Genomic DNA, 23,890 nt, shown 5'->3' with positions numbered 1-23,890 from the left:
GCCGCCTGACTTGTGGGGAAAGCACATGGCGGACGCTTCAGACATCACCCTCTGGCTGGATTCGGCCCGCAACGGCGATCGCGCCGCGCTGGATCGGGTGCTGGCCACGCTCTACCAGGAACTGCACACCATGGCCCGCCGCCAGCTGTCGGGCCAGCATGGCTACACCCTGGACGCGACCGCGCTGGTCCACGAGTCCTACCTCAAGCTGATCGGTTCCACCGGAACCGCCAAGTTCGAGGACCGCGCGCACTTCTTCGCCTACGCCGCCTCCTCCATGCGCAGCGTGGTGGTGGATTACGCGCGCAGCCGGCTGGCGCGCAAGCGCGGCGGCGACCTCAAGCGGGTCGCGGACATTCCCGAGGAAGTCGAAGGCAACCTGAAACTCGACGAGGACCTGCTGGCGCTGAACGCCGCGCTGGACCAGCTGGCGCAGGCGGACGAACGCCTGGCCAAGGTGGTGGAACTGCGTTACTTCGCCGGTCTGTCGGAACTGGAAATCGCCGAGCTCCTGCAGCGCTCCGAACGCAGCATCCGCCGCGACTGGCAAAAGGCGCGGATGTTCCTGCTGTCGACGATGCAGGAACCCTGATCACGGCGGTCCATCGTGGACGTCGAACGCTGGAAACAGCTTTCCCCCCTGCTGGATGTCCTGCTGGAACTGGCGCCGGACGCCCGCGCGCACCGGATGGACGCGATTCGCGCCGAGGATCCGGAGCTGGCGATCGAGCTGGAGAAACTGCTCGCGCTGGAGGATGAGAGCGAGGGCTTCATGGAAGCCCCGCTGCTGGAAAAGCCCCAGAGCGGGCTGCAGCCCGGCATGCTCATCGGCCCCTACCGGCTGGAGGACCTGCTGGGCGAAGGCGGCATGGGCATGGTCTGGCTGGCCTCGCGCGCCGATGGCCTGTACCAGCGCCGGGTCGCGCTGAAACTGCTGCGTCCGGGCCTGGCCGATCCCAACCTGCGCCTGCGCTTCACCCGCGAACGCGAAATCCTGGCGCGGCTGGAGCATCCCAACATCGCGCGCCTGCTCGACGCCGGGGTAAGCCAGGGCAGCCAGCCCTACCTGGCGCTGGAGTATGTCGAAGGCATCCCGCTGACCGAGTACTGCCAGGTCAACGCGCTGTCCATCGACGATCGCCTGCGCCTGTTCCTGCAGGTCTGCGAGGCGGTCAGCCACGCCCACGCCAACCTGATCGTCCATCGCGATCTCAAGCCTTCCAACATCCTGGTCTCGCCGGACCGCAATGTGCGCCTGCTCGACTTCGGCATCGCCAAGCTGCTGGACGAAAGCGAGCCCGCGCCGCTGAACCCGCGCACCGAAGTCCGCGCCTTTACCCTGCACTACGCCGCGCCCGAGCAGATCCGCGGCGAACCGGTCACCACCATGACCGACGTGTACTCGCTGGGCGTGGTGCTGTACGAACTGCTGGCCGGCACCAAGCCGTACCGGCTGCGCCGGCAGAGCGACGCGGAATGGGAGGAAGCGATCCTGGCGGTGGAACCGCTCAAGCCCTCGGTGGCCGCGCAGCGCACCACCGGCGGCGGGCGCACCGAGTGCCCGAACGCGCGCCGCCACGGCCGCCAGCTGTCCGGCGATCTGGACAACATCGCGCTGAAGGCGCTGGCCAAGTCGCCGGAACAACGCTATCCGTCGGTGGAAGCGCTGGCGCTGGATCTGCGCCGGCACATGGACGGGCGACCGGTGCACGCGCGGCCGCAGAGCCTGGGTTATCGCGCGCGCAAGTACATTTCCCGCCATCGCTGGGCGCTGGCCGCCGGCAGCGTGACCGCGCTGATCCTGGTCGCCGCGCTCGGCGCCAGCCTGTGGCAGAGCCAGCAGGCGGTGCGCGAGGCCGCGCGCGCGCAGGCGATGCAGAACTTCGTGATCGGCCTGTTCGACAATGCCGGCAGCGCGCAGCGCGGCAACACCTACGACGCGCGCGAACTGCTGGTGGCGGGCGAGCGTCGCGGCGAACGCGAACTGGCCCGGCAGCCGCTGGCGCACGCCGAACTGCTGGGCGTGATCGCGCGCCTGCGCATCGGCCTGGGCGACTACCGCGAGGCGCTGGACCTGCTGGACCGGCAACAGCGCCTGCTGCAAGGCAGCGACGCGCCCGCGCTGACCCTGGAAAGCACCACCCAGCGCGGCCGCGTGCTGGCCCTGCTGGGGCGGCAGCGCGACTGCATCGACGCGATGATCCGGCTGGAAGCGGACATCGGCCGCCTGCAGATCCAGTTGCCGCAACAGGCCGCCGATTTCCTGTCGCAGGACGGACGTTGCCGGCGCGCGGTCGCCGACCGCCAGACCGCGCGCCAGTTGTTCCTGCGCTCGCAGCTGATCCGTCGCGGCCTGCGTGATCAGACCGGCGTCGCCGAGAGCCTGTACGACCTGGCCGGACTGGAAAGCGACATGGGCAATGCCGATGGCGCGATCCGCGGTTTCAACGCCGCGCTCGTGCACCTGCGCCAGTACGACGGCCAGCGCCATCCGCTGGCGGTCGACATCGAACGCAGTCTCGCCAGCCTGTACCGGATCCGCGGCGACTCGCAGACCGCGCTGATGCACTACCGGCGCGCACTCGCGCTGGCCCGCGACATCCACGGTGATCGCCACCCGGCGACCCTGGCGGTGCGCCGGCAGATGGGCGCGGTGCAGGTGGATCTGGGCCATTTCACCGAAGCCAACGCGCAGATGCGCCAGCTGCACGAGCAGACGATCAATGCGCTGGGACCGGCCCATCGCGAAACCGGATCCAGCTGGAACTCGCTGGGCATCATCGCCTGGGAACTGGGCGACACCGATGCCGCCGTCGCCGACATCGAACGCGCGGTGCGGGTCTGGCGCAGCCCGGACAGCCGCCAGCAACTGCCCGGCGGGCTCTACAACTACGGCATGGTGCTGCACAGCGCCGGCCGCGAGGACGAGGCGCTGGCCGCGTTGCAGGAAGCGCGCGGACTGCGCGCCGAACTGTTCGGCGCCAGCCACGCGCTGGTCGGCGAAACCGATCGCCTGATCGGCGAGGTGCTGGCCTCGCGCGGGGATCTGGCCGCGGCCAGCGAGTACTTCGATCGCGCCGAGAAACTGACCCGCATCGGCTACGGCACCGACCATCCGCGCACGCTGTTCGCCGAGCTGTCGCTGGCCCGCCAGCTGGGCCGCACCGGACAGGTCAACGAAGCGCTACGCCGGATGGACGCGCTGGCCGTGCGCAAGGGCGAAGGCAGCGAGATCCCGAAACTGCGCTGGAGCGCGCGCGGCTACGCCGCCGAGCTGCGCTGCGAACGCGATCAACGCGAACGTGGCCGCCGGGATCTGGACGCGCTGCTGGCCGAGCTGCGCACCGCGCAGCCGGATGGTGGTGTCATTCCGCGGGAGATTGCGCGGATTCGGGCGCGGTGCATTTGAGGTTGGGGATGGATCTTCGCTCCTGTTGAAGGGGAGCGAAGTGGGGTTTTCTTTTTCGCGCCAAGAGCAAATCCCCCGTCGCCTTCGGCGCCCGCCCCCTTTTCCAAAGGGGGCTAACAAGCAACTCCGACGCCCGGAAACCCGCTGTTACTCCCCCTTTGCAAAAGGGGGATTGAGGGGGATTTGCTGTTCGCGCCAAGAGCAAATCCCCCGTCGCCTCCGGCGCCCGCCCCCTTTTTCAAAGGGGGCTATCAGGAAGCTTCAGCGCCCGGAAACCCGCTGTTCCTCCCCCTTTGCAAAAGGGGGATTGAGGGGGATTTGCTGTTCGCGCCAAGAGCAAATCCCCCGTCGCCTCCGGCGCCTGCCCCCTTTTTCAAAGGGGGCTAACAAGCAACTCCGACGCCCGGAAACCCGCTTTGCTTCCCCCTTTGCAAAAGGGGGATTGAGGGGGATTTGCTGTTCGCGCCAAGAGCAAATCCCCCGTCGCCTCCGGCGCCCGCCCCCTTTTTCAAAGGGGGCTATCAGGAAGCTTCAGCGCCCGGAAACCCGCTGTTCCTCCCCCTTTGTAAAAGGGGGATTGAGGGGGATTTGCTGTTCGCGCCAAGAGCCAATCCCCCGTCGCCTCCGGCGCCCGCCCCCTTTTTCAAAGGGGGCTATCAGGAGACTTCAACGCCCGGAACCCGCTTTGCCTCCCCCTTTGCAAAAGGGGGATTGAGGGGGATTTGCTTTTAGGCTTCTCCAGGACAAAGCAGCCGAGCAAGCTCGGCTCTACAAGGGCAACGGCGCCTGCATCGGCTCAATCCTGCTTTCGCCGCGCGCGATGCGCTTGAACTCGGCGCGGCTGACCGAGACGTAGCGGTCGTTGCCGCCGATTTCCACCTGCGGGCCGTCCTGCACCGCGCGGCCTTCCTCGTCCACGCGCACGGTCATGATCGCCTTCTTGCCGGTGTGGCAGATGGTCTTGATTTCGGCGATCTCGTCGGCCCAGGCCAGCAGGTACTGGCTGCCTTCGAACAGTTCGCCGCGGAAGTCGGTGCGCAGGCCGTAGCACAGCACCGGGATGCGCAGCGCATCCACCACTTCGCTGAGCTGCCACACCTGCGGCTTGGTCAGGAACTGCGCCTCGTCCACCAGCACGCAGTCGAGCTTGCCGTGTTCGGCGAGGTCCGCGCGGATCAGCCTTTCCAGATCGGTGTCGTGGACGAAGGCGGTGCCGCTGGCCTTCAGGCCGATCCGCGAGGCGACCACGCCGGTGCCGGCGCGATCATCCAGGCGGGGGGTCAGGATCAGCACGCGCATGCCCCGCTCCCGGTAGTTGTGGGCGGATTGCAGCAACGTGGTGGTCTTCCCGGCGTTCATCGCCGAGTAGTAGAAGTAGAGCTTGGCCATGCGCGGATTCTACTGCCGCGCATGGCCGGCCCGTCAGGGATTGACGGGTGCGGGCTCCTCGGGCACGTCCGGTTCCGGGGCGTCGATCTGCGGGGTGGTTTCCGGCACGCGCGAGCTGGGGGCCGGCGGGAGTTCATCGACCTGCTCCACCTCGCCCACCGAGACCCGGCCGATGCGCGGTTTTGCCCAGACCTGGTCGGTATAGGCCCAGTACTTCTTGGCGTCCCAGTAACGTGGGTCGTAGAACTTGCTGCCGTCGATGGTCTGCTCGCCGCCGGGACCGGGCACGATGATCTGCACGTTGCCGGCGAAGCCGGTGCGGCTGCCGGTGATCTGCATGCGGCCGCGCCGCAGCTGGGTTTCATAGCGCGGCTTGGCGGCGGCGTCGCCGAAGCGGGCATAGATGGCCTGGCCCTCGCTGACGGCGCGCTCGCGCTCGGCCTCGGTCAGCGCGCTCCAGTAGCGCTCGCGCAGGCCGAGGAAACCGGCATAGCCGCGCTCGGCGGCCAGATCCATCCAGGCGTAGGCCAGCACCCTGTCCTGCGGCGCGCCCTGCCCGTTCCACAGCATTTCCGCGACCATGCCCTGCGAGGGCTTGTCGGCATAGAAGCTGGCGCGGCGGAAGAAGCGCATCGCGTCTTCATACTTCTTGGCCTTGAACGCCTCCATGCCCAGCAGGCGGTACTTCATGTCCGGGTGATGGGTCAGGAAGCCGGCCGTGATCATCAGCGGATCGGACGTCGGATCCGGCGGCGGCGCGGGCTTCTTGTCCGCCGCCATGGCGGCGGATATCGGCAGCATGGCCAGCAGCCAAAGTCGTTTGCGCATCATCCTGATCATTTCCTGTAAATCCCCGGTGGTCCAAATCCTAGAAGGAATGCCGGCGACTGTCTCTCCCACTGATGGCACGGTCGCGCGGATGGATGGCGGCGCTAATCCCGGATGATCTCCATCCAGGACACCCGCCCGTAGTGCGAACCCATGCCCTGCAGGTTCAGGGACACGCAGCCGGGCGTGCCGGACGCGCCTCCGACACAGGCCAGCGATGGGTTGCTCCCCTGCACCAGATCGCCCAGCAGGATGCCCGGATCGGAGACCATGCCCAGGCCCAGATCGATCGACCCCGCCGGTGTGCCACCGAGATTGTCCTTTCCATCGAAGCGGCCATCACCATTGATATCGAAGAACGGATTCGAGGTGGCGCCGCCGGTGAAGACGTCGATTGCGTTGAGATAACCGCGCCCGGCGCCGCCGCAACCGCCGCCTTCCGGGATCATGCTGGACGCCATCAGGGTACGGCCGCCGATCACCTGCTGCGCTTCGCCGACCATGCGTTCGCCCTCGGCGTGGGTGCCCGGTGTCTGAAGATCGACCACCCAGCCGCGCTTGCCGATCATGTCGTTCGCCGATGCCTTGGCGAAGGCGCGCACGGGTTTTCCGCCGATGGTGCTGCTGGCAACGATGCGCCTCGCACGTAGTTGATCCCGGCTGACCGCACCACTCCGATCCTCCACGCCATACCAGCTCTGTGTCGACACGTCGGCGGCATCCTCTGCGCTGAGATAGCTCCCGGTGCCGAAGAACACCCACGGCTGATGGGTGGCGGGGTGCAGGGCGACGCCGACGCCGCCGGTGATCGGCTGGCGCTGGCCGGCCGCATTGGTGGCGGTGAAGATCCGGCTGGCCCGCCAGCTACCGGCGGTACCCGCCAGATTGAACCGCCACACGTTGCCACGAAGATCGCCGGCATACGCGGTGTCGACCAGGCCGTCGCCATCGCGATCCAGCACGGTCAAGGCGGAAAGTCCATTGCCGGTTTCATTGCCTGCCTCGATCTTGTTTATCCGCTTGCCGGTTTCCGCATCAAGCACGTACAGGGCCGCCCGGCCACTGGCACTGTTGATGCCATTGGCGACCAGCGCCACCGTTCTGCTCGATGTTTGCTGGTCGGCGATGCGGTGGATCTGCGGGCGCGCCAGCACCATCCCCATGTCCTCGTCATCGGTGTACTCCCATCCGGCGGGCGCGCTGGAGGGTTTGGCCAGGTTCAACGAAACCGCGTACACCCCGCGTCCGCCACGTCCCAGCGTGCCGATCACGGTGACCTCGTCGCCGTTGATGCGTCCGGCCACCAACGGACCGTCGACGTAGTAGCGATGCCGGTACTTCTCCGCCTGGGCGAGGTATTTCAGCGATGCCATGTCCAGCAGGCCGGGCACGTAGGCGAATATCTCCTTGCCGGTGGCGGCATCGAACGCATGCAGCATGCCGTCGTTGGCGCCGACGAAGACCGCTTCGGCACTTGCCGTTTTCACGTGCAGCGGCGAGCTGTGCACGATGTCGCCCAGCAGGCTGGTCCGGGCGCGTAGTCCTTTACCCTCCTGGCTCCGATCGCCGCGGATCCAGGCAGCAACCAGTCCCGTGAGGGCCCTGCCCTGCGCGGGCGTCGGAAAGGTCCTGGCGGCGTGGCGGCCTCCCGTGCCCGGGTCCCCGGAAGTGAATACCTTGCGCTCGTACCAGACCGATGGAATTTTCGCGGCCGCGTTCCAGATCGGCTCCCCGGAAATGCCGCTCGCCGTCACCGGATAGGCCTTGAGATCACCGGTCCACGACCTCGAGGTGAAGTTCGCCACATAGGTGCGACTTCCCTTCTTCAGCTCGGTGCCGTTGAAACTGATACTGCTGGCCGAGCTGTTGCGTTCCTCCACCTCGTCGAGGATTTCGGTGAATCCTTTCACCAGATCCTGGGGATACTTGGCGCTGACGAACAGGCCGCGACTATTGATGGTTGCGTGGAACAGGTCATCCACCCGATGTGTCCGGTCCTTGGACTCATGCGGGTCATGCCAGGACTTCTGCCCGGCACTGAGCAGGGGCAGATCGGCGGTGGTGAAGTAGCCTTGATTGGCGATGGAAATGGCCGACACCACCATGTGCTGCCAGAATGCCGGATCGGCATCGGACGTGGGGACGTTGTTGGGCAGATCCGGACGCAGGTCGTTTTTCCAGTAGTGCATCACCAGATCGGCCAGGGTGTTCGTGTACTTGTCGGAGTAGGGAGGGCCGGGCTGATACCGGTAGCGGCGGCCGTCGGGTCCATGAATCTCCTCGCCGGGCGTACCGTCGATGTCGCCAACCGGCCGATAGTGCCGCGGAGGGGTTTCCCAGAAACCGTTGCTCGCCACGATCACGTGGTTCTGCCGGCAGGCGGCCTGCTGCGAAGGGTTGCCCGGACCCCATGGCCCGTCGGCATCGCTGCGGGAGAAATAGTCGCCGACGTTCTGCAGCGCGGTATGCAACACCGTCATCGTCTGCGTAGCCCGCTCGCCATACAACCGGCTGAACCAGGCGCTGCGGTTGGACGACACGCCGGACTTGTCGCGGAAACGTCCACCATCCGAATTCACCGGGATCGGCAGTTCGATCCCCTTGATGCCGGTGGCGAGGTTCATGTAGCCGACGCGGTAGTGCTCCGGCAACTGGCTGAAGGCCTCGCCCGCGGCGGCCTTGCCGACCTTCAACCGGGTGCGGTGATAGCCGTACCAGTTGGCGTAGTTCCTCCATTCCTCGGCCAGTGATCGCCGGATCGTGCGTCCGTCCTCAGTTGTCCAGGAGAAGTCCGATACCAGCTCGCACTTCCCCTGTTCCATCCAGAAATAGGTCGTTTTCTTCCAGACGCCGTCATGGCCCATTTCCACCGTCGTGCAGCGGTACGCCTTGTTCGCATTGACCAGCCGGTAGAGGGTGTACTGGAGCAGGTCGCTGATGTCGTTGCCCTTGGGATCGAACACGTAGAACGGCCGCCCGAGCAGCCCGTATTCCTTCGGCGTCAACTGGTTCGGATCATGCGGGTCCCAGTCGTACAGCGACCCGCGCGGGCTTTCGGCGAACCTGCCGAGGGTCCGGTCGTACGCGGGCACCGCCAGATCCAGATCCGTGTAGGTGTTCGCCGGATCCATGTCCGGGTAGCGGCTGCCATCCGGACGCACCCAGGGCCGGTAGGTCACCCGCGGGTCATAGTGGAGCAGGTTGTATTTATAGGAGACATCCAGGCTTTCGCTCCTCATGACATGGTATTTGCCAAGCTTGTCGTCACGTGTTCTGATCACGCTCTTGCCAAACCATGTGCGGTTGTAATCGACAAGCCGTGTCGCCGGCAGCGAGTTGTTCAGGAGCAACATGACGTTCGGCGCCACCGTCGAACCTGACACCAGCGGATTGGCCGGAATCGGGACATCGTCGATCGCGGCCCGTACCGGCGCGCACAGCAACGTGATCAGGAAGGCGGCGGTTCCCGCGAAAACGCGGGAGTCGCACCGGAAACGCAAACAAAGGGTTCTTGGTCTCATCGCAGCCGGCTACGGTGAAGTGGAAGAAGGCGCGGGGACATGCACCACTGATCGCAGCGTCACGGCTGCTCGGTCGGTTGCCTCGTAGCGGGCCTCGACCTGGTAGGCCTCGACCAGGCACAGCGGGTCCTTGATGCCGCCGCTGGCGCCCAGGACGCTTGAGCAACCGTGGATGGCTTCGGCGCGGCCGCGATGCACGACCAGATAACGGACGTTGTCCGGATTGGGTACGGCCAGCGTGTTCTTTTCCAACGGGCTGGCCCTGCGTGCGTATTTCTTGAACAAGGCGGTGATCTGTTGCTCCGACAGCACGCTCTGCGGTTTTCCGCAGAGGCCGTTGACGCAGTCGCTGCCAGCGGCCGGCGGCGTCGATGACGACCGTGCCAACCTTTCGCCTTCGCGCAAGGCCGCCTCGGTGGCCTGGAAGGCCAGGCCGCGATCGAACAGGTTGGCGGTCATGCGCTCTTCCAGGTTGCCGATACGCAGGCTGGCCAACGCCAGCAGGGTCATCACCAGCAGCAGCACCAGCACGACCAGCAGGGTGTTGCCCCGCTGGCGCGCGCGTGGGTCGTGGAGACAAGGACTGGATGCGGCGCTCATGGATTGCGGTTCCGCAGGCTGACGACATGCACGATGCGGCGGCCGATTTTTTCGTTGCCGGCGCCGCCGCCCGGCGAGGCTTCCAGTTCCAGCGCGACACGCACCGCGCGCACCGCCTTCCAGTCGCCGACCTGGGTGGCCGGGACGTATTCGGTCTTGCCGGGCAGCAGGTAGCGCAGCGTCAGCGTGCGCACGCCGTCGATGACTTCCGCCCTGTCGTCGCCGACGTGGGATCCCGATGCCGGCGTCACGCGATACAACACCCGGCCGCCCCGCGGGTTGGTGCCCACTTCCCAGCGGATCGCGGCGACCGGGGCCAGGAAGGCCGGGCGGAGCGCGGGATCGAGAGGAAGTTGCTCTTCGTCGCAGTTGCCGGAGATCACTGCATTGCAAGCTGCAGGCGTATAGGAAACGGCACTTCCCTCCACGCCGGATGCGCTCAGCAGGTAACCGGTGTTGCCGTCGCAGGCCAGCAGTTCATCCGCCTGCCTGAACCGGGGCGGGCCGACGTGACTCAATGTGTTGGATATGTGCGTCTCGATGGGCACGGCACCCGCCGTAGCCGAGCGCAGTTCGATGACATCACCCAGTTGCCCGCTCCATCCCCGCAGGCCATCCCCCCAGAGGCCGAAGCCCCATGCGGGCTTGCTGGCTGCACCCGCCCATCGGATCAGCGGCATCTTTTCCGGCGAGGCAGCCGCGGCCGCCGTGCTTGTGTCGACGGGTGTCCGGCACACGGTGCCGTCCGCGGCGCGGAGGTCGCGCGCCATCAGTTCGAATCCGGCACGGGCGTTTTCCTGGATGCGCGACAGCGCCTCGGTGCTGTCGTAGACGGCGCGATTGCTGGTGAACAGGCCGATCGCGGCCAGCACGACCAGCAAGCCAAGCACGACGGCAATCATGAGTTCGATCAGCGACAGGCCCGCCATCGACGCGGGCGGCATCGCGATGGTCCGGCGCCGACGGGCCCGCGTGCGCGGCAGGGACGGGAACGCACCGGCGCTCATGGGCGGCTCTTGATGGTGAGGGTGTTGCCCGACTGGCCGCCGGGCAGGCGCGATTCGTCCCACTCCACCGTGATCGCGCATTCGCCGCTCTGGGGATTGCAGGCCACGGTGCCGCAGGCGCCTTCCCCCAGATCGTTCCGCAGCGCGCTCACCCATTCGCGCAGATCGTTGCCGGCCAGCGTGCCGGCGGCGCCGGCACTGGCGTTGCAGGTCCGCTGCAACTGGTAGGCGGCCAGGAACGTCGCGCGTGCGGAAGAGGAAGTCAGCGCTTCCGGGGGCATCGCCGCGCGGATCGCATCGAGCATGCCGTAACTTTCGATGATGGCCTGGGAGCGCATCGCCGATACCTGGTTGGCCTTCAGCGCCACGCTCTGGGTGGCGGCCACGCCGAGCAGGCCGATGCCGAGCACCAGCACCGCGACCAGCACTTCGAGCAATCCGGCGCCTGTCATCCGGCGGCGCGTGGTTGGCGACCGGAGCGCGGCACTGCGTTGACCTATTTTCATCCGCGCCTCAACTCGGCGATGTGTCGGGGAAGGGGCAGGCGCCATCGCCGTTGGCATCCCTCACGTCCACGCGTCCGCTGGGATGCAGCACCACGTCGCGGATGTTGTTGGCGGGCCGGGAGGTAGGAATGCAGACCCGCAGCGTGATCGGGCCGGACAACGACGGCCAGGGTCCGTTCGCCGGCCGGCCATCCGCGCGGTAGGCGATCCGGTGTTCCCAGTAGTTGCTGTTGGACGCCGCCCCGGGAATGAACTCGACGGGCGCATTGAACTGCGTGAACGCCAGCGATCGGCTGCCGCTCTCCCCCTCGGGCTGGGCGAGCAGCAGGCCGCGCCATCTGCGCTCGCAGCATCGGCATTGGGCGCCGTCTGCGGAATCGCAGATCATCACCTTCCGGTTCTGGCGGATGGCCTCGACGCGCGCGGTCTGCAGGGTGGCGATCACCTGGTTGCTGGCCGCGCCCAAGCGGTTCTGGTTGATCAGGGTTTCGAAGGACGGGGACGCGATCGCGAGCAGGATCGCCAGCACCGCGATGGTCACCGCCAGTTCGATCAGCGTGAAGCCCGCCGCGTTGCGCGCCGCATCGGGACACGCGCCACTCCGTCGCTTCAAACCCATTGCGCTCTCCACCGTGTAGCCCCTCACGGGAACGATCCCCCTGCATCAGGCGCCATGCCTTGGACGTTTCCGGCCGGCACCCACGGACCGGGAATGGAATCGTCAACACGGTGGGAGGGCCATCGGAGAATTCCGAAAGGCACGCAAACGCGGCGATGGTCACGCGGTGGACGATGCGTTGCCGGCAGTTTCGGCGTTACCGGAACGCGGGTGCGTCGGGCGCTTGGCCGTCGCCACGCGGCGTGCGCGGGCCCGCGCTTCGTTGGCTGGATCTTCGTCCCGTCAGTCCGACGGTGACGGGCATTCGCCGTTGCCGCTGGAGGCGGTCACTTCGACCCGGCCACTGGCGCGGATCGTCACGTCGCGGATGTTGTCGCGCGGGCGGGTCGTCGGAATGCACAGGCGCATGCGGCCGGAAGACAGGAACTGCGGGCGGGTGCGGATCCGGCCGTCGGCGTCGTATCCCGTCCAGCCCGCCGCGGCCTGATTGAGTTGCAGGACGATGCGGCCATCCATCCGGGTGGCGGCCACCACCTCGATCCCGTCGCCCTCCGGTCGATAGGCTATCCAGCCGGCCGGGGACGGCGCGTCGTCCGAACAACGTTCGCCATCCGCACTGCGGCAGAGGTCGACCCGCGTGTGATGGGTGACGGCTTCCAGGCGCGCCGCATTCAGGAACGCGAGCATCTCGTTGCTGGCGTTCGCCAGGCGATTGCCGTTGATCAGGTTTTCAAGCGACGGCATCGCCATCGCGCCCAGGAGGGCGAGCAACGCGGTCGTCGCCATCAGTTCGACGAGGCTGAAGCCTTCCGCGCACTTGCGTGCGCCATGCCATGTGGGCCGGTGCATCCGTTGACTCCGTGGGTATCGATTCGTGCCATCGCGGCGCGATCCCCGGATACGAACAAGAGTGCGTCACGTGACAATGGGAGGAGACCACGGCATCCGGTGCGACCCCATCGGAATCGTCCGAAAGCACGCGAACCGGGATGACGGTCTAGTGGGCGACCGTGGAACGGATGCGGCGTGACCGCCGTTGCCCCGCCGATGCGGGGCCGGATGTCAATGTGAAAATTTTCTGTTTCGAGCCGTTCCGGACCCCGATGCGGGGCGGCCTTGGCCCTACAATAGCGCCCCCATGCAAGGCCTCAACCCTCCCCAACGCGCCGCGGTCCAGCACGTGCACGGACCGCTGCTGGTGCTCGCCGGCGCCGGCAGCGGCAAGACGCGCGTGATCATCGAGAAGATCGCGCACCTGATCACCTCGGGCCGGATGCCGGCCAAGCGCATCGCCGCGATCACCTTCACCAACAAGTCCGCCAAGGAAATGCGCGAGCGCCTGGGCAAGCGGCTCAAGAGCGACGTGACCGACGGCCTGACCGTGTGCACGTTCCATGCGCTGGGGTTGAAGTTCCTGCAGATCGAGCACGCGGCGGCCGGCCTGAAGCGCGGCTTCTCGATCTTCGACGCCGACGACGCGGCCGCGCAGATCAAGGATCTGATGACCGGCGCCAAGCCCGACGCCATCGACGCGGCCAAGAACCTGATTTCGCGCGCCAAGAACGCCGGCCTGTCGCCCGAGGAGGCGATGGCCGCCGCGCGCAGCGCGCGCGAGCAGGAGGCGGCCAGCCTGTACGCGCGCTACCAGGCGCGCCTGTCGACCTTCAACGCGGTGGACTTCGACGATCTGATCCGCCTGCCGGTGCAGATCCTGGAAGGCAACGAGGAGATCGCCAAGGCCTGGCGCGAGCGCATCGGCTACCTGCTGGTGGACGAGTGCCAGGACACCAACGACGCCCAGTACCGCCTGCTGAAGCAACTGGCCGGCCCGCGCGGCGATTTCACCTGCGTGGGCGACGACGACCAGAGCATCTACGCCTGGCGCGGCGCCAACCCGGACAACCTGCTGGAGATGGCCAAGGACTATCCCAAGCTGGAAATCATCAAGCTGGAGCAGAACTACCGCTGCTCCAACCGGGTGCTGCGCGCGGCCAACACGCTGATCGCCAACAATCCGCACGAACACCTGAAGAAGCTGTGGAGCGACCAGCCCGACGGCGATCGCATCCGGGTGTGGGAGTGCCGCGACAGCGAGCACGAGGCGGAGAAGGTGGCCGCCGAGATTTCGTTCCTGCACACGGCCCGCGAGGCGCCGTGGAGCGATTTCTGCATCCTGTTCCGCGGCAACCACCAGTCGCGCGTGCTGGAAAAAGCGCTGCAATTGCTGCGCGTGCCCTATCACCTGACCGGCGGCACCGCGTTCCTGGAGCGCCAGGAAGTGAAGGACGCGCTGTCGTGGCTGCGGCTGGTCGCCAATCCGGATGACGACACGGCGTTCCTGCGCGCGGTGCAGTCGCCCAAGCGCGAAGTGGGCACCACCTCGCTGGCCAAGCTGGCGGAGATGGCCCAGCACGCGAGCATGCCGATGTCGCGCGCGGCCGAGTCGATGACCGTGCTCAAGGCATTGCCCGCGCGCGCGGCCAACGGCCTGAGCGCGTTCAACGACGTGATCCGGGATCTGCGCGATCACACCAAGACGCTGTCGGCCAAGGAACTGCTGCTGCGGCTGGTCGAGCGCTCCGGCCTGCTGGCCGATCTGCGCGCGCAGAGCAAGGATCAGGCCGGCTTCGAACGCCGGCGCGCCAACCTGGACGAGCTGGCGGACTGGTTCGACGGCGGACCGCGCGGCGGCAACGTCGGCGATCTGGCCGCGCAGCTGGCGCTGCTGTCGCGCAACGACAAGGACGACGGCGGCAACCAGGTGCGGCTGATGAGCCTGCACGCGGCCAAGGGCCTGGAGTTCCGCTATGTCTTCATCGTCGGCTGCGAGGACGGCACCCTGCCGCACGAGATCAGCGTGGAAGAAGGCAACCTGGCCGAGGAACGCCGCCTGATGTACGTGGGCATCACCCGCGCCAAGCAGGCGCTGTGGCTGAGCCACAGCCGCGAGACCCGCCGCTTCGGCGAACGCATCCGGCTGATGCCGAGCCGCTTCCTGGATGAACTTCCCGCCGCCGAGTTGCAGCGCGACGGCGCGGACCCGGTGGCGGATGCCGAGCGCAAGAAGGAGCGCGCGAGCGCGGGGCTGGCGGCGATTCAGGCGTTGCTGGACGGGTAGGCGGGCTTGCGTCCTTGAGCCGCTGTTTGGCGGTTGTTTTTGGGTTCGCGCGAAAGAGCAAATCCCCCGTCGCCTTCGGCGCCCGCCCCCTTTTTCAAAGGGGGCTACCAGGAGACTTCAACGGTCGGAAACCCGCTGTTCCTCCCCCTTTGAAAAAGGGGGATTGAGGGGGATTTGCTTTTGACGCATCGCAGGACACAAGGTGGACGCCGCCCCGTCCGTCTCGCTAGGCTGCGCGCAGGCTCTTCGCAGGTGTCTCCATGACCCGATCCAGTCCCGTCTGGTTGCCGATCGGTTTTGTCATCGCGCTGATCGGCATCGGCTTCAAGTACTGGCAATTGCCCGTCGATCAGGCGGTGCTGCCGGTCGCGCTGTATACGCCCGGGCTGGCCGCCGTGGCGGTGGTGGCGATGCTGCTGCGTGCGTTCGGGACCGGGCGTTTTCTGCGCGTGTGGCTGTGGGCGGCGCTGGCGGTGCCGACGGCGGTGGTGCTGCGCCATCTGCTGGTGGGCGATGCGGCGATGGTGCCGTGGCCGCGGGAGCTGTGGATCGCGACCATGCTCGGCCTGGGCGCGTCCCTGATCGGCACGGTCATCGGCAGCCTGCTGCTGTTGCGCAGCAGCCGGCGCCCACAATGAGCGAACTGGCTGGCGCGTTCCGGCTGCTGGCCGGCTACAACCGCTGGATGAACGAGCGGCTGTACGCGCTGGCCGGTGACTTGCCGGAGGCGGAGGTCACGGCGGATCGCGGTGCCTTTTTCGGGTCGATCTTCGGCACGCTGAGCCATCTGGTGGTGGCCGACACGATCTGGCTGAAGCGCTTCCGCCAGCATGCTTCGGGATCGGAAATCCTGGCGCCGATGGATGCGCTGGAGCTCCCGCGCGTGCTGGATGCGCGACCCTGCGTCGATCTGCCCGCGCTGCGCGCGCGGCGCGAATGGCTGGATGGGATCATCGTCGCCTGGGTGGACACGCTCGACGCGGCGACGCTGGCGGTGCCGCTGGAATACCTGAATCTGCGTGGCGATGCGTTCCGGCGCCCGCTGGACGGCACGCTGCTGCATTTCTTCAACCACCAGACCCATCATCGCGGGCAGATCACGACGCTGTTCGCGCAGATGGGGGTGGATGTGGGGGTGACGGATCTGTTCGTGCGGGTGCCGGATCTGTCTGAATCCGCTTTGCCTCCCCCTTTTGCAAAGGGGGATGACCCGCCATGCGGCGGTTGAGAAGCACTTGAGGGGGATTTGGCTTCGGCGCGAAGAGCAAATCCCCCGTCGCCTGCGGCGCCCGCTCCCTTTTTGCAAAGGGGGCCAAGGGGTTTTTCTGAGCACGGAGCTGCTTTTACATCCCCCTTGACCAGCCGTGCGGCTGTTGAAAGCGAAAAAGGGGGACCGAGCGGGATTTACGCTTCCGGCTGCGTGAGCAGCTGCGCGATCTGTTCCTGCAACGCGGCGACATCCGCTTCCAGCGCCTGCACCCGCGCTTCCAGATCCGAAGCGCCGGAAGCCGACGCCGCCGGTGCCCGCGCGGCGATGGCGGCGACATCCACGGGGCCGGACAGCAGGTGCATGTAGCGGTCCTCGCGCTGGCCGGGGCCGCGCGGAATCTGTACCACCAGTGCGGGCTGGCGCTGGGCGAGGCGATCCAGGTGGTGCCGCAGATCCTCGGCGTCGGCGAACTTGGCCAGCCGCTCGCTGCGCGCGAGCAGTTCGTGGATGGTCTGCGGGCCACGCAGCAGGAGCAGGCCGAGCAGCGCGACCTGTTGTTGCGGCAGGCTGAAATGCTGGCCGGTGCGGTGTTCGTAGCGCTCGGCGCGGGAAGAGAACACCTGTCGCGCCAGGCCCTTCTGTTCCAGCGCGCGCAGGCCGCGGTTCACTTCGCCCGGCTCCAGGTTCAGCACCGGGTCGCGGGCGGTCTTCTGGTTGGATGCCGACTGGGCGGCGTTGACGGTCAGCGGATAGACGTCCGGCGTGGTGGCCTCCTTCTCGATCAGACAGCCCAGCAGGCGGGCTTCGGTGGCATCGAGGGTCGGCGCGGACGGCATGGTCTCGGAGGAAGAATCGGATTCGGTACTCATGGCGATCAGGATAACGCCCCCGCATGGCAATCCCGCGCCGCCGGTGGCCGGATGCCCGGAAAAGCGGCTGAAACCGGGCTCGGCTAAAATCGCGCCACTCCTGTTCGATGGAACCGCGATGCGTCCTGCCCTGCTGACGGCCAGTGTCCTGGCCTCCCTCCTGACCCTGTCCGCGTGCAAGCGCACCGACGCGCCGGCTCCGGCCGCGCCCGCCGACGCGCCGAAGGCCGAAGCCGCCGCCACGCCCGCGGCCGGTTTCCACGACAACCTCAACGCGGTGGCCTGGGTGCAGACCTCGGTGGAATACAAGGCGCTGTCCGAGCAGAGCTACCGCGCCGCCGCCGACCACCTGGACGCGGCGCTGAAGGAAAAGCACTGGGACGCGCTGGTGCCGGACGAGCGCGGCAACGCGGCCACCGGCCTGAAGCCGGCGGTGGTGATGGACGTGGACGAGACGGTCCTGGACAACTCGCCCTACCAGGCGCGCCTGATCCGCGACGGCAAGGAATACGACGAAGTCAGCTGGGACCAGTGGGTGGCCGAGAAGAAGGCCAAGCCGGTGCCGGGCGTGGTCGATTTCGCCAAGGCCGCCAATGCCAAGGGCGTGACCGTGCTGTACATCTCCAACCGCGCGGTGCATTTGAAGGAGGCCACCCTGGCCAACCTGCGCGCGGTCGGCCTGCCGGTCGCCGACGACAGCGTGTTCCTGGGCCTGGGCACGGTGGTGGAAGGCTGCGAGCAGAACGGTTCGGAGAAGAACTGCCGCCGCCGCCTGGCCGGGCAGAAGTACCGCGTGCTGATGCAGTTCGGCGACCAGATCGGCGACTTCGTGCAGGTCGAGGTCAACACCCCCGAAGGCCGGCAGAAGCTGTACGACGAATACGAGGACTGGTTCGGCGAACGCTGGTGGATGTTGCCCAACCCGACCTACGGTTCCTGGGAGCCGGCGCTGTTCAACAACGACTGGGCGCAGCCGGCCGAGGCCCGCAGCCAGGCCAAGCGCGCCGCGCTGGACGTGGCCCGATGAGCGGCCGGCCGCTGCAACTCGGTCCCCGCGAGCGGCTGATCGTCGCGCTCGACGAACCCACCGGCGACGAAGCGCTGGCCTGGGTGGATCGGCTGGGCGATGCGGTGCAGTTCTACAAGATCGGCATGGAGCTGCTGGCGTCGGGCGACTACTTCCGGGTGCTGGACGAACTGGCGCGGCGCGAGAAGAAGATCTTCGTCGACCTGAAGTTCTTCGACATCCCCGCCACCATCGCCGGCGTCATCAAGGGCCTGTCCCGTTGGCCGGTGAGCTACTGCACCCTCCACGGCTGGCATGCCGGGATGATGGAGGCCGCCGCCGCCGCGCGCAGCGGCGACCTGCGCCTGCTGGCGGTCACCGTGCTGACGTCGATGGATGGCCAGGATCTCAAGGCGATGGGCATCGACGGCGAACCTGCCGACATCGTCGTCCAACGTGCGCTGGCCGCGCAGGCCGCCGGCATCGACGGCGTGATCGCCTCGGGCCAGGAGGCCGGCGTCATCCGCGCCGCCACCGGCCCGGGTTTCGACATCGTCTGCCCCGGCATCCGCCCAGGCGGCCCGGTGGGCGATGACCAGAAGCGCACGGTGGGCGTGGCCGAGGCCTTCCGCCTGGGCGCGGACGCCATCGTGGTGGGCCGGCCGGTCCGCCAGGCCGCGGATCCGCGCGCGGCGGCGGAGGCGATTCAGCGTGAGATCGCCGAATCACTTATATAAATCATTAAGTTACACGCCATTTACTCAGGTATTGCTTTAAGTTTGGCCGGGCGCTAGGCTGTGCGCCATCCGGCTTCGGCCGGACATGTGCCACAACACATAGTCCTCCGGCTTCGGCCGGCTTCAGGAGGCTGGCGGTTCCCATCCGGGATCGCCGCCTCTTTTTTTATTGCGCGCTAAAGCAAATCCCCCGTCGCCTTCGGCGCCCGCCCCCTTTTTCAAAGGGGGCTATCAATACGGCCATCTTTCAGCGGCACTGGACCGGCGGTTGCCTCCCCCTTTGCAAAAGGGGGATTGAGGGGGATTTGCTTTAGGCAAGGAAGGAAACAGGGACCGGCGTCCCTTGCCCCGATCGCGCCGGACCGGCCAAGATGCGGCCCGACTTGGGGAAGTCTGCCGATGCCTATCGTTCCGCGCGCACGCCGCGTACTGCCCGTCCTGGTACCGCTGTTGCTGGCGACACTGCTGGTCGCCTGCAAGCGCGAACCGGAGGAGCTCGCCGGCGCGACCAGCGAACCGGCCGCGACCGTGCGCGAGCTGGTGGACCACCTGCGCCGCGACGACCTGGCCGGCTTTGCCCGTGCCGCGGTGCCGCCGGCGGACCATGCCGTCCTGGAAACCGCCTGGCGCGAGGACCGCAGCCGCTGGCCGCTGACCGAGTTGCCGCTGAGCCAGCAACTGGTGCCGATGCTGGCCACGTTCTCGGCGCCGGGTTCGGAACAGGCGCTGATGCGCGACTTCAACCGCCAGTTTGCCCGCCAGGATCGCGATCTGCGCGATGCCGCGCGCTCGCTGGGCCTGTTCGGCGTGCAGTACCTGAAGAAGGAAGGCGAGTACTCGCCGACCCAGCGCGTCCACTACACCCAGGTGGTCCAGGCGCTGAGCGCCTGGGCCCAGGACGCACCGCTGGCCGACCCCGCGCTGGCCCGCAACACCATCAACCGGATGGCCGCCGCCGCCCGCAAGGCCGGCCTGTCCAGCGAAGCGGACCTGCGTGCCGCCGGCATGGACGGCAGCCTGCGCCGGCTGGCACCGGTGCTCGCCGAGACCAAGGCGACCTTCACGCGCTACGGGCTGCCGCTGGAGACCACCCTGGCGGACCTGCGCACCGGCTTGGTCGAGCAAAAGGGCGACCGCGCCACCGTGCGCATCCACTATCCGCTGGGCAACCGCGAGATCGACAGCCAGGTCAGCCTGGAGCGCCGCGACGGTCGCTGGTACCTGAGCGATTACCTGCGGGCGGCCGAACGTGCCCGGCCGCCCCCGCCACCGGCCGAGCCGCCCGCCGAGCCCGAACCCCCGACCTCGGCACCGCCGACCACCGCCGCCAGGTAGGAGCGCCGTCCCCGGCGCGAGCCCTTCGGCCCGGTCCCTGGGAATCACGCACATGCGAGAGCATCCATAAAAGCTCGCGGCCGGAGGCCGCTCCTACCTTGGGACCTGCCGGCCCAACGCACGCACGCCCCACCGGCAGGAGCGCCGTCCCGGCGCGAGCCCTATCCGTCCGGCTCCGGGAACCACTCACATGCGAGACCGCGCACAGAAGCTCACGGCCGGAGGCCGCTCCTACCCCCGGGGTGCGGGTAGGCGCTTTTCTGCCGGACAGGCCCGTGCGCCATAATGCCGCCGATGCCAGAACAGAACCCCCTGCCGTTCCCGGAAGCCCCCGCCCCGACGCCGCCGGACAAGAAACCGGAAGCGCCGCGCGAACCGGCGTCCGAATCCCCTCCCCCGGCGCGCCCGCCCGTGCCGGCACCGCCCGCGCGCGCCTCGCGGCGGCCGCTGTGGGCCCGCCTGCTGGGTCGCCTGGCCGACCCCTGGCTGTCCCTGCGCATCGATCCGGAGTCGCCGCGGGAAGTCGTGGACGGACGCCCGATCTGCTACGTGCTGGAGGACTACGGCCTGTCCAATGCGCTGATCCTGGACCGGGCTTGCCGCGACGCCGGCCTGCCCTCGCCGCTGGAACCGCTGCCGGTCGGCGGCGACCCGCTGGGTCGCAAGCGCGCCTACGTGGCGCTGTCACGGCGCAACGCCAGCACCCTGATTCCCGACCAGATCAGTGCCAAGACCCATTCCGGCTCGCTGGCCAAGCTGCTCGACGCCCACCGCGTGAACCCGGACCTGGATGTGCAGCTGGTGCCGGTGTCGATCTTCGTCGGCCGGGCACCGGACAAGCAGAGCGGCTGGTTCTCGGTGCTGTTCTCGGAAAACTGGGCCATCGTCGGCCGCTTCCGCCGCCTGCTGGCGATCCTGCTCAACGGCCGCGGCACCATCGTCCGCTTCGCCGCGCCGGTCTCGCTGCGCGACACCGTGGCCGAGGGGCTGGACCCGGAACGCACGGTGCGCAAGCTCTCGCGGGTACTGCGCACGCACTTCCACCGCATCCGCGAAGCCATCATCGGACCCGACCTGTCGACCCGGCGCCTGCTGGTGGACCAGGTGCTGGCGGCCGAGCCGGTGCGCGAAGCGATCACCGAGCAGGCCCGGCGCGACAAGAGCAAGCCCGAGGACGCCTGGAAGAAGGCGCACGCCTACGCCTGGGAAATCGCCGCCGACTATTCCAACCCGGTGGTGCGCTCGGCCAGCTTCCTGCTCTCGCACGTGTGGAACCAGATCTACGACGGCGTGCTGGTCCACCACCTGGACAAGTTCAAGGAGGCCGCGCCCGGCCACGAAGTGGTCTACGTGCCCTGCCACCGCAGCCACATGGACTACCTGCTGCTGTCGTACCTGCTGTACGAACGCGGCATCGTGCCGCCGCACATCGCCGCCGGCATCAACCTCAACCTGCCGGTGGTGGGGACCATCCTGCGCAAGGGCGGCGCGTTCTTCATGCGCCGCAGCTTCCGCGGCAACCCGCTGTACTCGGCGGTGTTCACCGAGTACGTGGCGCAGCTGGTCTCCGGCGGCTATTCGCTGGAGTACTTCATCGAGGGCGGGCGCTCGCGCACCGGCCGGCTGCTACCCCCCAAGGGCGGCATGATCTCGATGACCGTGCGCGCGTTCCTGCGCCAGCCGCGCAAGCCGGTGCTGTTCCAGCCGGTCTACATCGGCTACGAAAAGCTGCTGGAAGGCAACAGCTACCTGGACGAACTCAGCGGTCGCCCGAAGGAAAAGGAATCCATCTGGGTGCTGCTGTGGAACATCCCCAAGGTGCTCAAGCAGAACTACGGCCAGGTGGTGGTGAACTTCGGCGAACCGATTCCGCTGGGCGACGTGCTGGCCGAACACGCGCCGGAATGGGACGGCAAGCCGGTCTCCGACGACGAGAAGCCGGCCTGGCTGTCCGACACCATCGACACCCTGGCCGAGCGCATCCAGATCAATATCAACCGCGCCGCGGACGTGAATCCGATCAACCTGCTGGCGCTGGCGCTGCTGTCCACGCCCAAGCACGCGATGGGCGAAGTGGATCTGATCGCGCAGATCGAACTGTCCAAGTCGGTGCTGGCGGACCTGCCGTATTCGGACCGGGTGACGGTGACCCCGCATTCGCCGGAGCGGATCATCGCCCACGGCGAGGAAATCGGCGTGCTCCGCCGCATCAAGCATCCGCTGGGGGACGTGCTGAGCTTCGACAGCGACGACACCGCGGTGCTGATGAGCTACTACCGCAACAACGTGCTGCACCTGTTCACCGCCTCGTCGTGGATCGCCTGCTGCTTCCAGAACAACCGGCGGATGAGCCGGGCCGGCGTGCTGCGCCTGGGCCGCGGGCTGTATCCGTTCCTGCAGGAGGAGCTGTTCCTGCCGTGGAGCGAGGACGAGTTCGTCGAGCGCATGGATCGCACCGTCGATGTGTTCATCCGCGAGGGCCTGCTGCAGCAGGTCAACGAGGAGGACGGCGGCATCCTGGCGCGCAGCGCCGGCCAGACCGACGAGGTGTTCCGCCTGCGCGCGATCGGCCACTCGCTGCAGCAGGCGTTCGAGCGCTACTACATCGCCATCTCGGTGCTGGTGAAGAACGGCCCGGGCAAGCTGGGCACGGCCGAACTGGAAAGCCTGTGCCAGCAGGCCGCGCAGCGCCTGAGCCTGCTGTACGCGCCGGCCGCGCCGGAATTCTTCGACAAGACCCTGTTCCGCAGCTTCATCCAGAAGATGCGCGAAATGAAGCTGGTGTGGCCGGACGAGAACAGCAAGCTGATGTTCGACGAGCGGCTGGACGCGTGGGCCAAGGACGCCAAGGTGATCCTGGGCCGCGAACTGCGCCACACCATCGAGCGGGTCAGCCCGGAAGCGGCCGCGCCGGAACCGCCTCCCGCGCCGGTGGAATAAGCGCGGAGAAGTGATCGCGGCGCCCCCGGGCGCCACGCACGTTTTCAGTTGACGTGGCCGAAGCTGCGGGTGAGCCAGGCCTTGGCCATGGCGCCGGAGGCCGGATCCTCCACCAGCGGACGCAGCGGCGATCCGCATTCGCCCAGGTGCTGGGCATCATCGATCACCAGCGCCATCCGCAGCAGTTCCGCGCCGCCGGCCAGGATCACCGGCGGCAGGTATTCGCGGAAGCCGTAGTGCTCGAACGCATCGATCAGGAACGGTTCGCAGGCCACCAGCCAGAAGCGGATGCCGTTGTCCTGCGCCCAGCGGTAGGTGCCTTCCATCAGCCGATCCACCACCGGTTTGGCGCGCTGGTCGGCCTGCACCGCGAAGCGGGTGCCCACCGCGATGCTCCGCGGCGGCCAGGCGCGGGCGAAGCGATCGACCTGGAACAGGCTGCCGTATTCCACCTGCACCGCCGGCGAGCCGAAGTCGTGCAGGCGCAGGGTCGCCACCGCCTGCGGCCCGACCTCGACCACGACGGTGGTGCCGCAGCCGTCCAGGCCGTCGGCGATGCGTTTGCCACGCCCGTCCGGCCGGCCCCGTTCCAGGAAGTACACCTCGCGGCGCAGGCGCTGGACATCGCCCAGCGCTTCGCCGGGAGCGATGCGGCGGACCCGCAGCGGGGCCATGCCCGCGCCCGGATCGCGCGGCGGGGACAAGCTCCCGGTGGGTTCTTTTTCCTGATTCATGCGGCTCCCGGCCACGTCCTGCCCGCCCGAAATGGGCAACTGTTCACAGAAATGAAGCAAGC

At 67.6% G+C, this 23,890-nt stretch carries 19 protein-coding genes; 9 read left to right on the top strand and 10 right to left on the bottom strand.

The window, feature by feature from the left end; genetic code table 11:
• Nucleotides 1–25 precede the first annotated feature (25 nt).
• Together IB228_RS10440 and IB228_RS10435 are read left to right on the top strand one after the other, a co-directional pair.
• Nucleotides 26–592 (top strand): ECF-type sigma factor, encoded by a 567-nt coding sequence (locus IB228_RS10440; protein ID WP_183639709.1) that lies wholly within the window; start codon nt 26–28, stop codon nt 590–592.
• Between the two features lie 15 nt (nt 593–607).
• A complete protein-coding gene (locus tag IB228_RS10435) occupies nt 608–3,409 on the top strand; it encodes a serine/threonine-protein kinase (RefSeq protein WP_192198313.1) in 2,802 nt (933 codons plus the stop codon).
• 768 nt (nt 3,410–4,177) lie between these two features.
• Here IB228_RS10435 and IB228_RS10430 read toward each other — a convergent pair.
• From IB228_RS10430 to IB228_RS10395, 8 genes are all read right to left on the bottom strand, one after another.
• Nucleotides 4,178–4,798, bottom strand: coding sequence for a thymidine kinase (locus IB228_RS10430; protein WP_183639713.1), 621 nt, complete (start codon nt 4,796–4,798; stop codon nt 4,178–4,180).
• A gap of 33 nt (nt 4,799–4,831) precedes the next feature.
• Nucleotides 4,832–5,626: a sel1 repeat family protein gene (locus IB228_RS10425; RefSeq protein ID WP_183639715.1), complete on the bottom strand. Its 795-nt coding sequence runs from the start codon at nt 5,624–5,626 to the stop codon at nt 4,832–4,834.
• 104 nt (nt 5,627–5,730) lie between these two features.
• Nucleotides 5,731–8,865 (bottom strand): PilC/PilY family type IV pilus protein, encoded by a 3,135-nt coding sequence (locus tag IB228_RS10420; protein WP_192198312.1) that lies wholly within the window; start codon nt 8,863–8,865, stop codon nt 5,731–5,733.
• 291 nt (nt 8,866–9,156) lie between these two features.
• Nucleotides 9,157–9,747 (bottom strand): PilX N-terminal domain-containing pilus assembly protein, encoded by a 591-nt coding sequence (locus IB228_RS10415; protein WP_192198311.1) that lies wholly within the window; start codon nt 9,745–9,747, stop codon nt 9,157–9,159.
• Complete coding sequence (locus tag IB228_RS10410; protein ID WP_192198310.1) at nt 9,744–10,754, bottom strand: hypothetical protein; 1,011 nt, start codon at nt 10,752–10,754, stop codon at nt 9,744–9,746. Before IB228_RS10410 ends, IB228_RS10415 begins: the two co-directional genes overlap by 4 nt.
• Nucleotides 10,751–11,206 carry a type IV pilus modification protein PilV gene (pilV, locus tag IB228_RS10405; RefSeq protein ID WP_192198309.1) on the bottom strand — a complete coding sequence of 152 codons (456 nt, stop codon included), beginning with the start codon at nt 11,204–11,206 and terminating at the stop codon, nt 10,751–10,753. The genes IB228_RS10410 and pilV overlap by 4 nt, the downstream gene beginning before the upstream one ends.
• A gap of 61 nt (nt 11,207–11,267) precedes the next feature.
• The gene (locus IB228_RS10400; RefSeq protein WP_192198308.1) at nt 11,268–11,879 is read right to left on the bottom strand and encodes a GspH/FimT family pseudopilin; all 612 of its coding nucleotides are present in this window, start codon (nt 11,877–11,879) and stop codon (nt 11,268–11,270) included.
• A 282-nt stretch (nt 11,880–12,161) separates the two neighbouring features.
• Entirely contained in the window at nt 12,162–12,728 is a 567-nt protein-coding gene (locus IB228_RS10395) for a GspH/FimT family pseudopilin (RefSeq protein WP_192198307.1), read from the bottom strand.
• Nucleotides 12,729–13,017: 289 nt separating this feature from the next.
• Here IB228_RS10395 and IB228_RS10390 point away from each other — a divergent pair, with 289 nt between their 5' ends.
• From IB228_RS10390 to IB228_RS10380, 3 genes are all read left to right on the top strand, one after another.
• A complete protein-coding gene (locus IB228_RS10390; RefSeq protein WP_183639724.1) occupies nt 13,018–14,997 on the top strand; it encodes a UvrD-helicase domain-containing protein in 1,980 nt (659 codons plus the stop codon).
• A 260-nt stretch (nt 14,998–15,257) separates the two neighbouring features.
• Nucleotides 15,258–15,635, top strand: a complete 378-nt coding sequence (locus IB228_RS10385; RefSeq protein ID WP_192198306.1) for a hypothetical protein — start codon at nt 15,258–15,260, stop codon at nt 15,633–15,635.
• Nucleotides 15,632–16,225, top strand: coding sequence for a DinB family protein (locus IB228_RS10380; RefSeq protein ID WP_192198305.1), 594 nt, complete (start codon nt 15,632–15,634; stop codon nt 16,223–16,225). The genes IB228_RS10385 and IB228_RS10380 overlap by 4 nt, the downstream gene beginning before the upstream one ends.
• A gap of 176 nt (nt 16,226–16,401) precedes the next feature.
• On the opposite strand, the gene IB228_RS10375 is transcribed toward IB228_RS10380, so the two are convergent.
• The gene (locus IB228_RS10375; RefSeq protein WP_192198304.1) at nt 16,402–17,076 is read right to left on the bottom strand and encodes a DUF480 domain-containing protein; all 675 of its coding nucleotides are present in this window, start codon (nt 17,074–17,076) and stop codon (nt 16,402–16,404) included.
• Between the two features lie 118 nt (nt 17,077–17,194).
• Here IB228_RS10375 and IB228_RS10370 point away from each other — a divergent pair, with 118 nt between their 5' ends.
• The 4 genes from IB228_RS10370 to plsB all read left to right on the top strand — a co-directional run bounded on the left by IB228_RS10370 (nt 17,195) and on the right by plsB (nt 23,094).
• Nucleotides 17,195–18,103, top strand: coding sequence for a 5'-nucleotidase, lipoprotein e(P4) family (locus IB228_RS10370; protein ID WP_183639731.1), 909 nt, complete (start codon nt 17,195–17,197; stop codon nt 18,101–18,103).
• Nucleotides 18,100–18,819 (top strand): orotidine-5'-phosphate decarboxylase, encoded by a 720-nt coding sequence (gene pyrF, locus IB228_RS10365; RefSeq protein WP_192198303.1) that lies wholly within the window; start codon nt 18,100–18,102, stop codon nt 18,817–18,819. Before IB228_RS10370 ends, pyrF begins: the two co-directional genes overlap by 4 nt.
• 399 nt (nt 18,820–19,218) lie before the next feature.
• Nucleotides 19,219–20,154: a hypothetical protein gene (locus tag IB228_RS10360; protein ID WP_192198302.1), complete on the top strand. Its 936-nt coding sequence runs from the start codon at nt 19,219–19,221 to the stop codon at nt 20,152–20,154.
• A 285-nt stretch (nt 20,155–20,439) separates the two neighbouring features.
• The gene (plsB, locus tag IB228_RS10355) at nt 20,440–23,094 is read left to right on the top strand and encodes a glycerol-3-phosphate 1-O-acyltransferase PlsB (RefSeq protein ID WP_192198301.1); all 2,655 of its coding nucleotides are present in this window, start codon (nt 20,440–20,442) and stop codon (nt 23,092–23,094) included.
• Between the two features lie 44 nt (nt 23,095–23,138).
• Here the strand turns inward: plsB and IB228_RS10350 are convergent, their stop codons facing one another.
• On the bottom strand, nt 23,139–23,828 hold the full coding sequence (locus IB228_RS10350) for a hypothetical protein (RefSeq protein WP_192198300.1): 690 nt from the start codon (nt 23,826–23,828) through the stop codon (nt 23,139–23,141).
• Nucleotides 23,829–23,890: the final 62 nt, after the last annotated feature.

Origin of the sequence: Pseudoxanthomonas sp. PXM04 (assembly GCF_014851695.1) — a bacterium.
In the GTDB taxonomy this organism is placed as follows: Bacteria; Pseudomonadota; Gammaproteobacteria; order Xanthomonadales; family Xanthomonadaceae; genus Pseudoxanthomonas_A; species Pseudoxanthomonas_A beigongshangi.
This window is presented reverse-complemented; position numbering and strand designations above follow the sequence as displayed.

Coding starts and splice junctions, on each gene's coding strand:
- IB228_RS10440 (WP_183639709.1), top strand. CDS start 26: ATGGCGGACGCTTCAGACATCACCCTCTGGCTGGATTCGGCCCGCAAC.
- IB228_RS10430 (WP_183639713.1), bottom strand. CDS start 4,798: ATGGCCAAGCTCTACTTCTACTACTCGGCGATGAACGCCGGGAAGACC.
- IB228_RS10425 (WP_183639715.1), bottom strand. CDS start 5,626: ATGCGCAAACGACTTTGGCTGCTGGCCATGCTGCCGATATCCGCCGCC.
- IB228_RS10420 (WP_192198312.1), bottom strand. CDS start 8,865: ATGAGGAGCGAAAGCCTGGATGTCTCCTATAAATACAACCTGCTCCAC.
- IB228_RS10415 (WP_192198311.1), bottom strand. CDS start 9,747: ATGAGCGCCGCATCCAGTCCTTGTCTCCACGACCCACGCGCGCGCCAG.
- IB228_RS10410 (WP_192198310.1), bottom strand. CDS start 10,754: ATGAGCGCCGGTGCGTTCCCGTCCCTGCCGCGCACGCGGGCCCGTCGG.
- pilV (WP_192198309.1), bottom strand. CDS start 11,206: ATGACAGGCGCCGGATTGCTCGAAGTGCTGGTCGCGGTGCTGGTGCTC.
- IB228_RS10400 (WP_192198308.1), bottom strand. CDS start 11,879: ATGGGTTTGAAGCGACGGAGTGGCGCGTGTCCCGATGCGGCGCGCAAC.
- IB228_RS10395 (WP_192198307.1), bottom strand. CDS start 12,728: ATGCACCGGCCCACATGGCATGGCGCACGCAAGTGCGCGGAAGGCTTC.
- IB228_RS10390 (WP_183639724.1), top strand. CDS start 13,018: ATGCAAGGCCTCAACCCTCCCCAACGCGCCGCGGTCCAGCACGTGCAC.
- IB228_RS10385 (WP_192198306.1), top strand. CDS start 15,258: ATGACCCGATCCAGTCCCGTCTGGTTGCCGATCGGTTTTGTCATCGCG.
- IB228_RS10380 (WP_192198305.1), top strand. CDS start 15,632: ATGAGCGAACTGGCTGGCGCGTTCCGGCTGCTGGCCGGCTACAACCGC.
- IB228_RS10375 (WP_192198304.1), bottom strand. CDS start 17,076: ATGAGTACCGAATCCGATTCTTCCTCCGAGACCATGCCGTCCGCGCCG.
- IB228_RS10370 (WP_183639731.1), top strand. CDS start 17,195: ATGCGTCCTGCCCTGCTGACGGCCAGTGTCCTGGCCTCCCTCCTGACC.
- pyrF (WP_192198303.1), top strand. CDS start 18,100: ATGAGCGGCCGGCCGCTGCAACTCGGTCCCCGCGAGCGGCTGATCGTC.
- IB228_RS10360 (WP_192198302.1), top strand. CDS start 19,219: ATGCCTATCGTTCCGCGCGCACGCCGCGTACTGCCCGTCCTGGTACCG.
- plsB (WP_192198301.1), top strand. CDS start 20,440: ATGCCGCCGATGCCAGAACAGAACCCCCTGCCGTTCCCGGAAGCCCCC.
- IB228_RS10350 (WP_192198300.1), bottom strand. CDS start 23,828: ATGAATCAGGAAAAAGAACCCACCGGGAGCTTGTCCCCGCCGCGCGAT.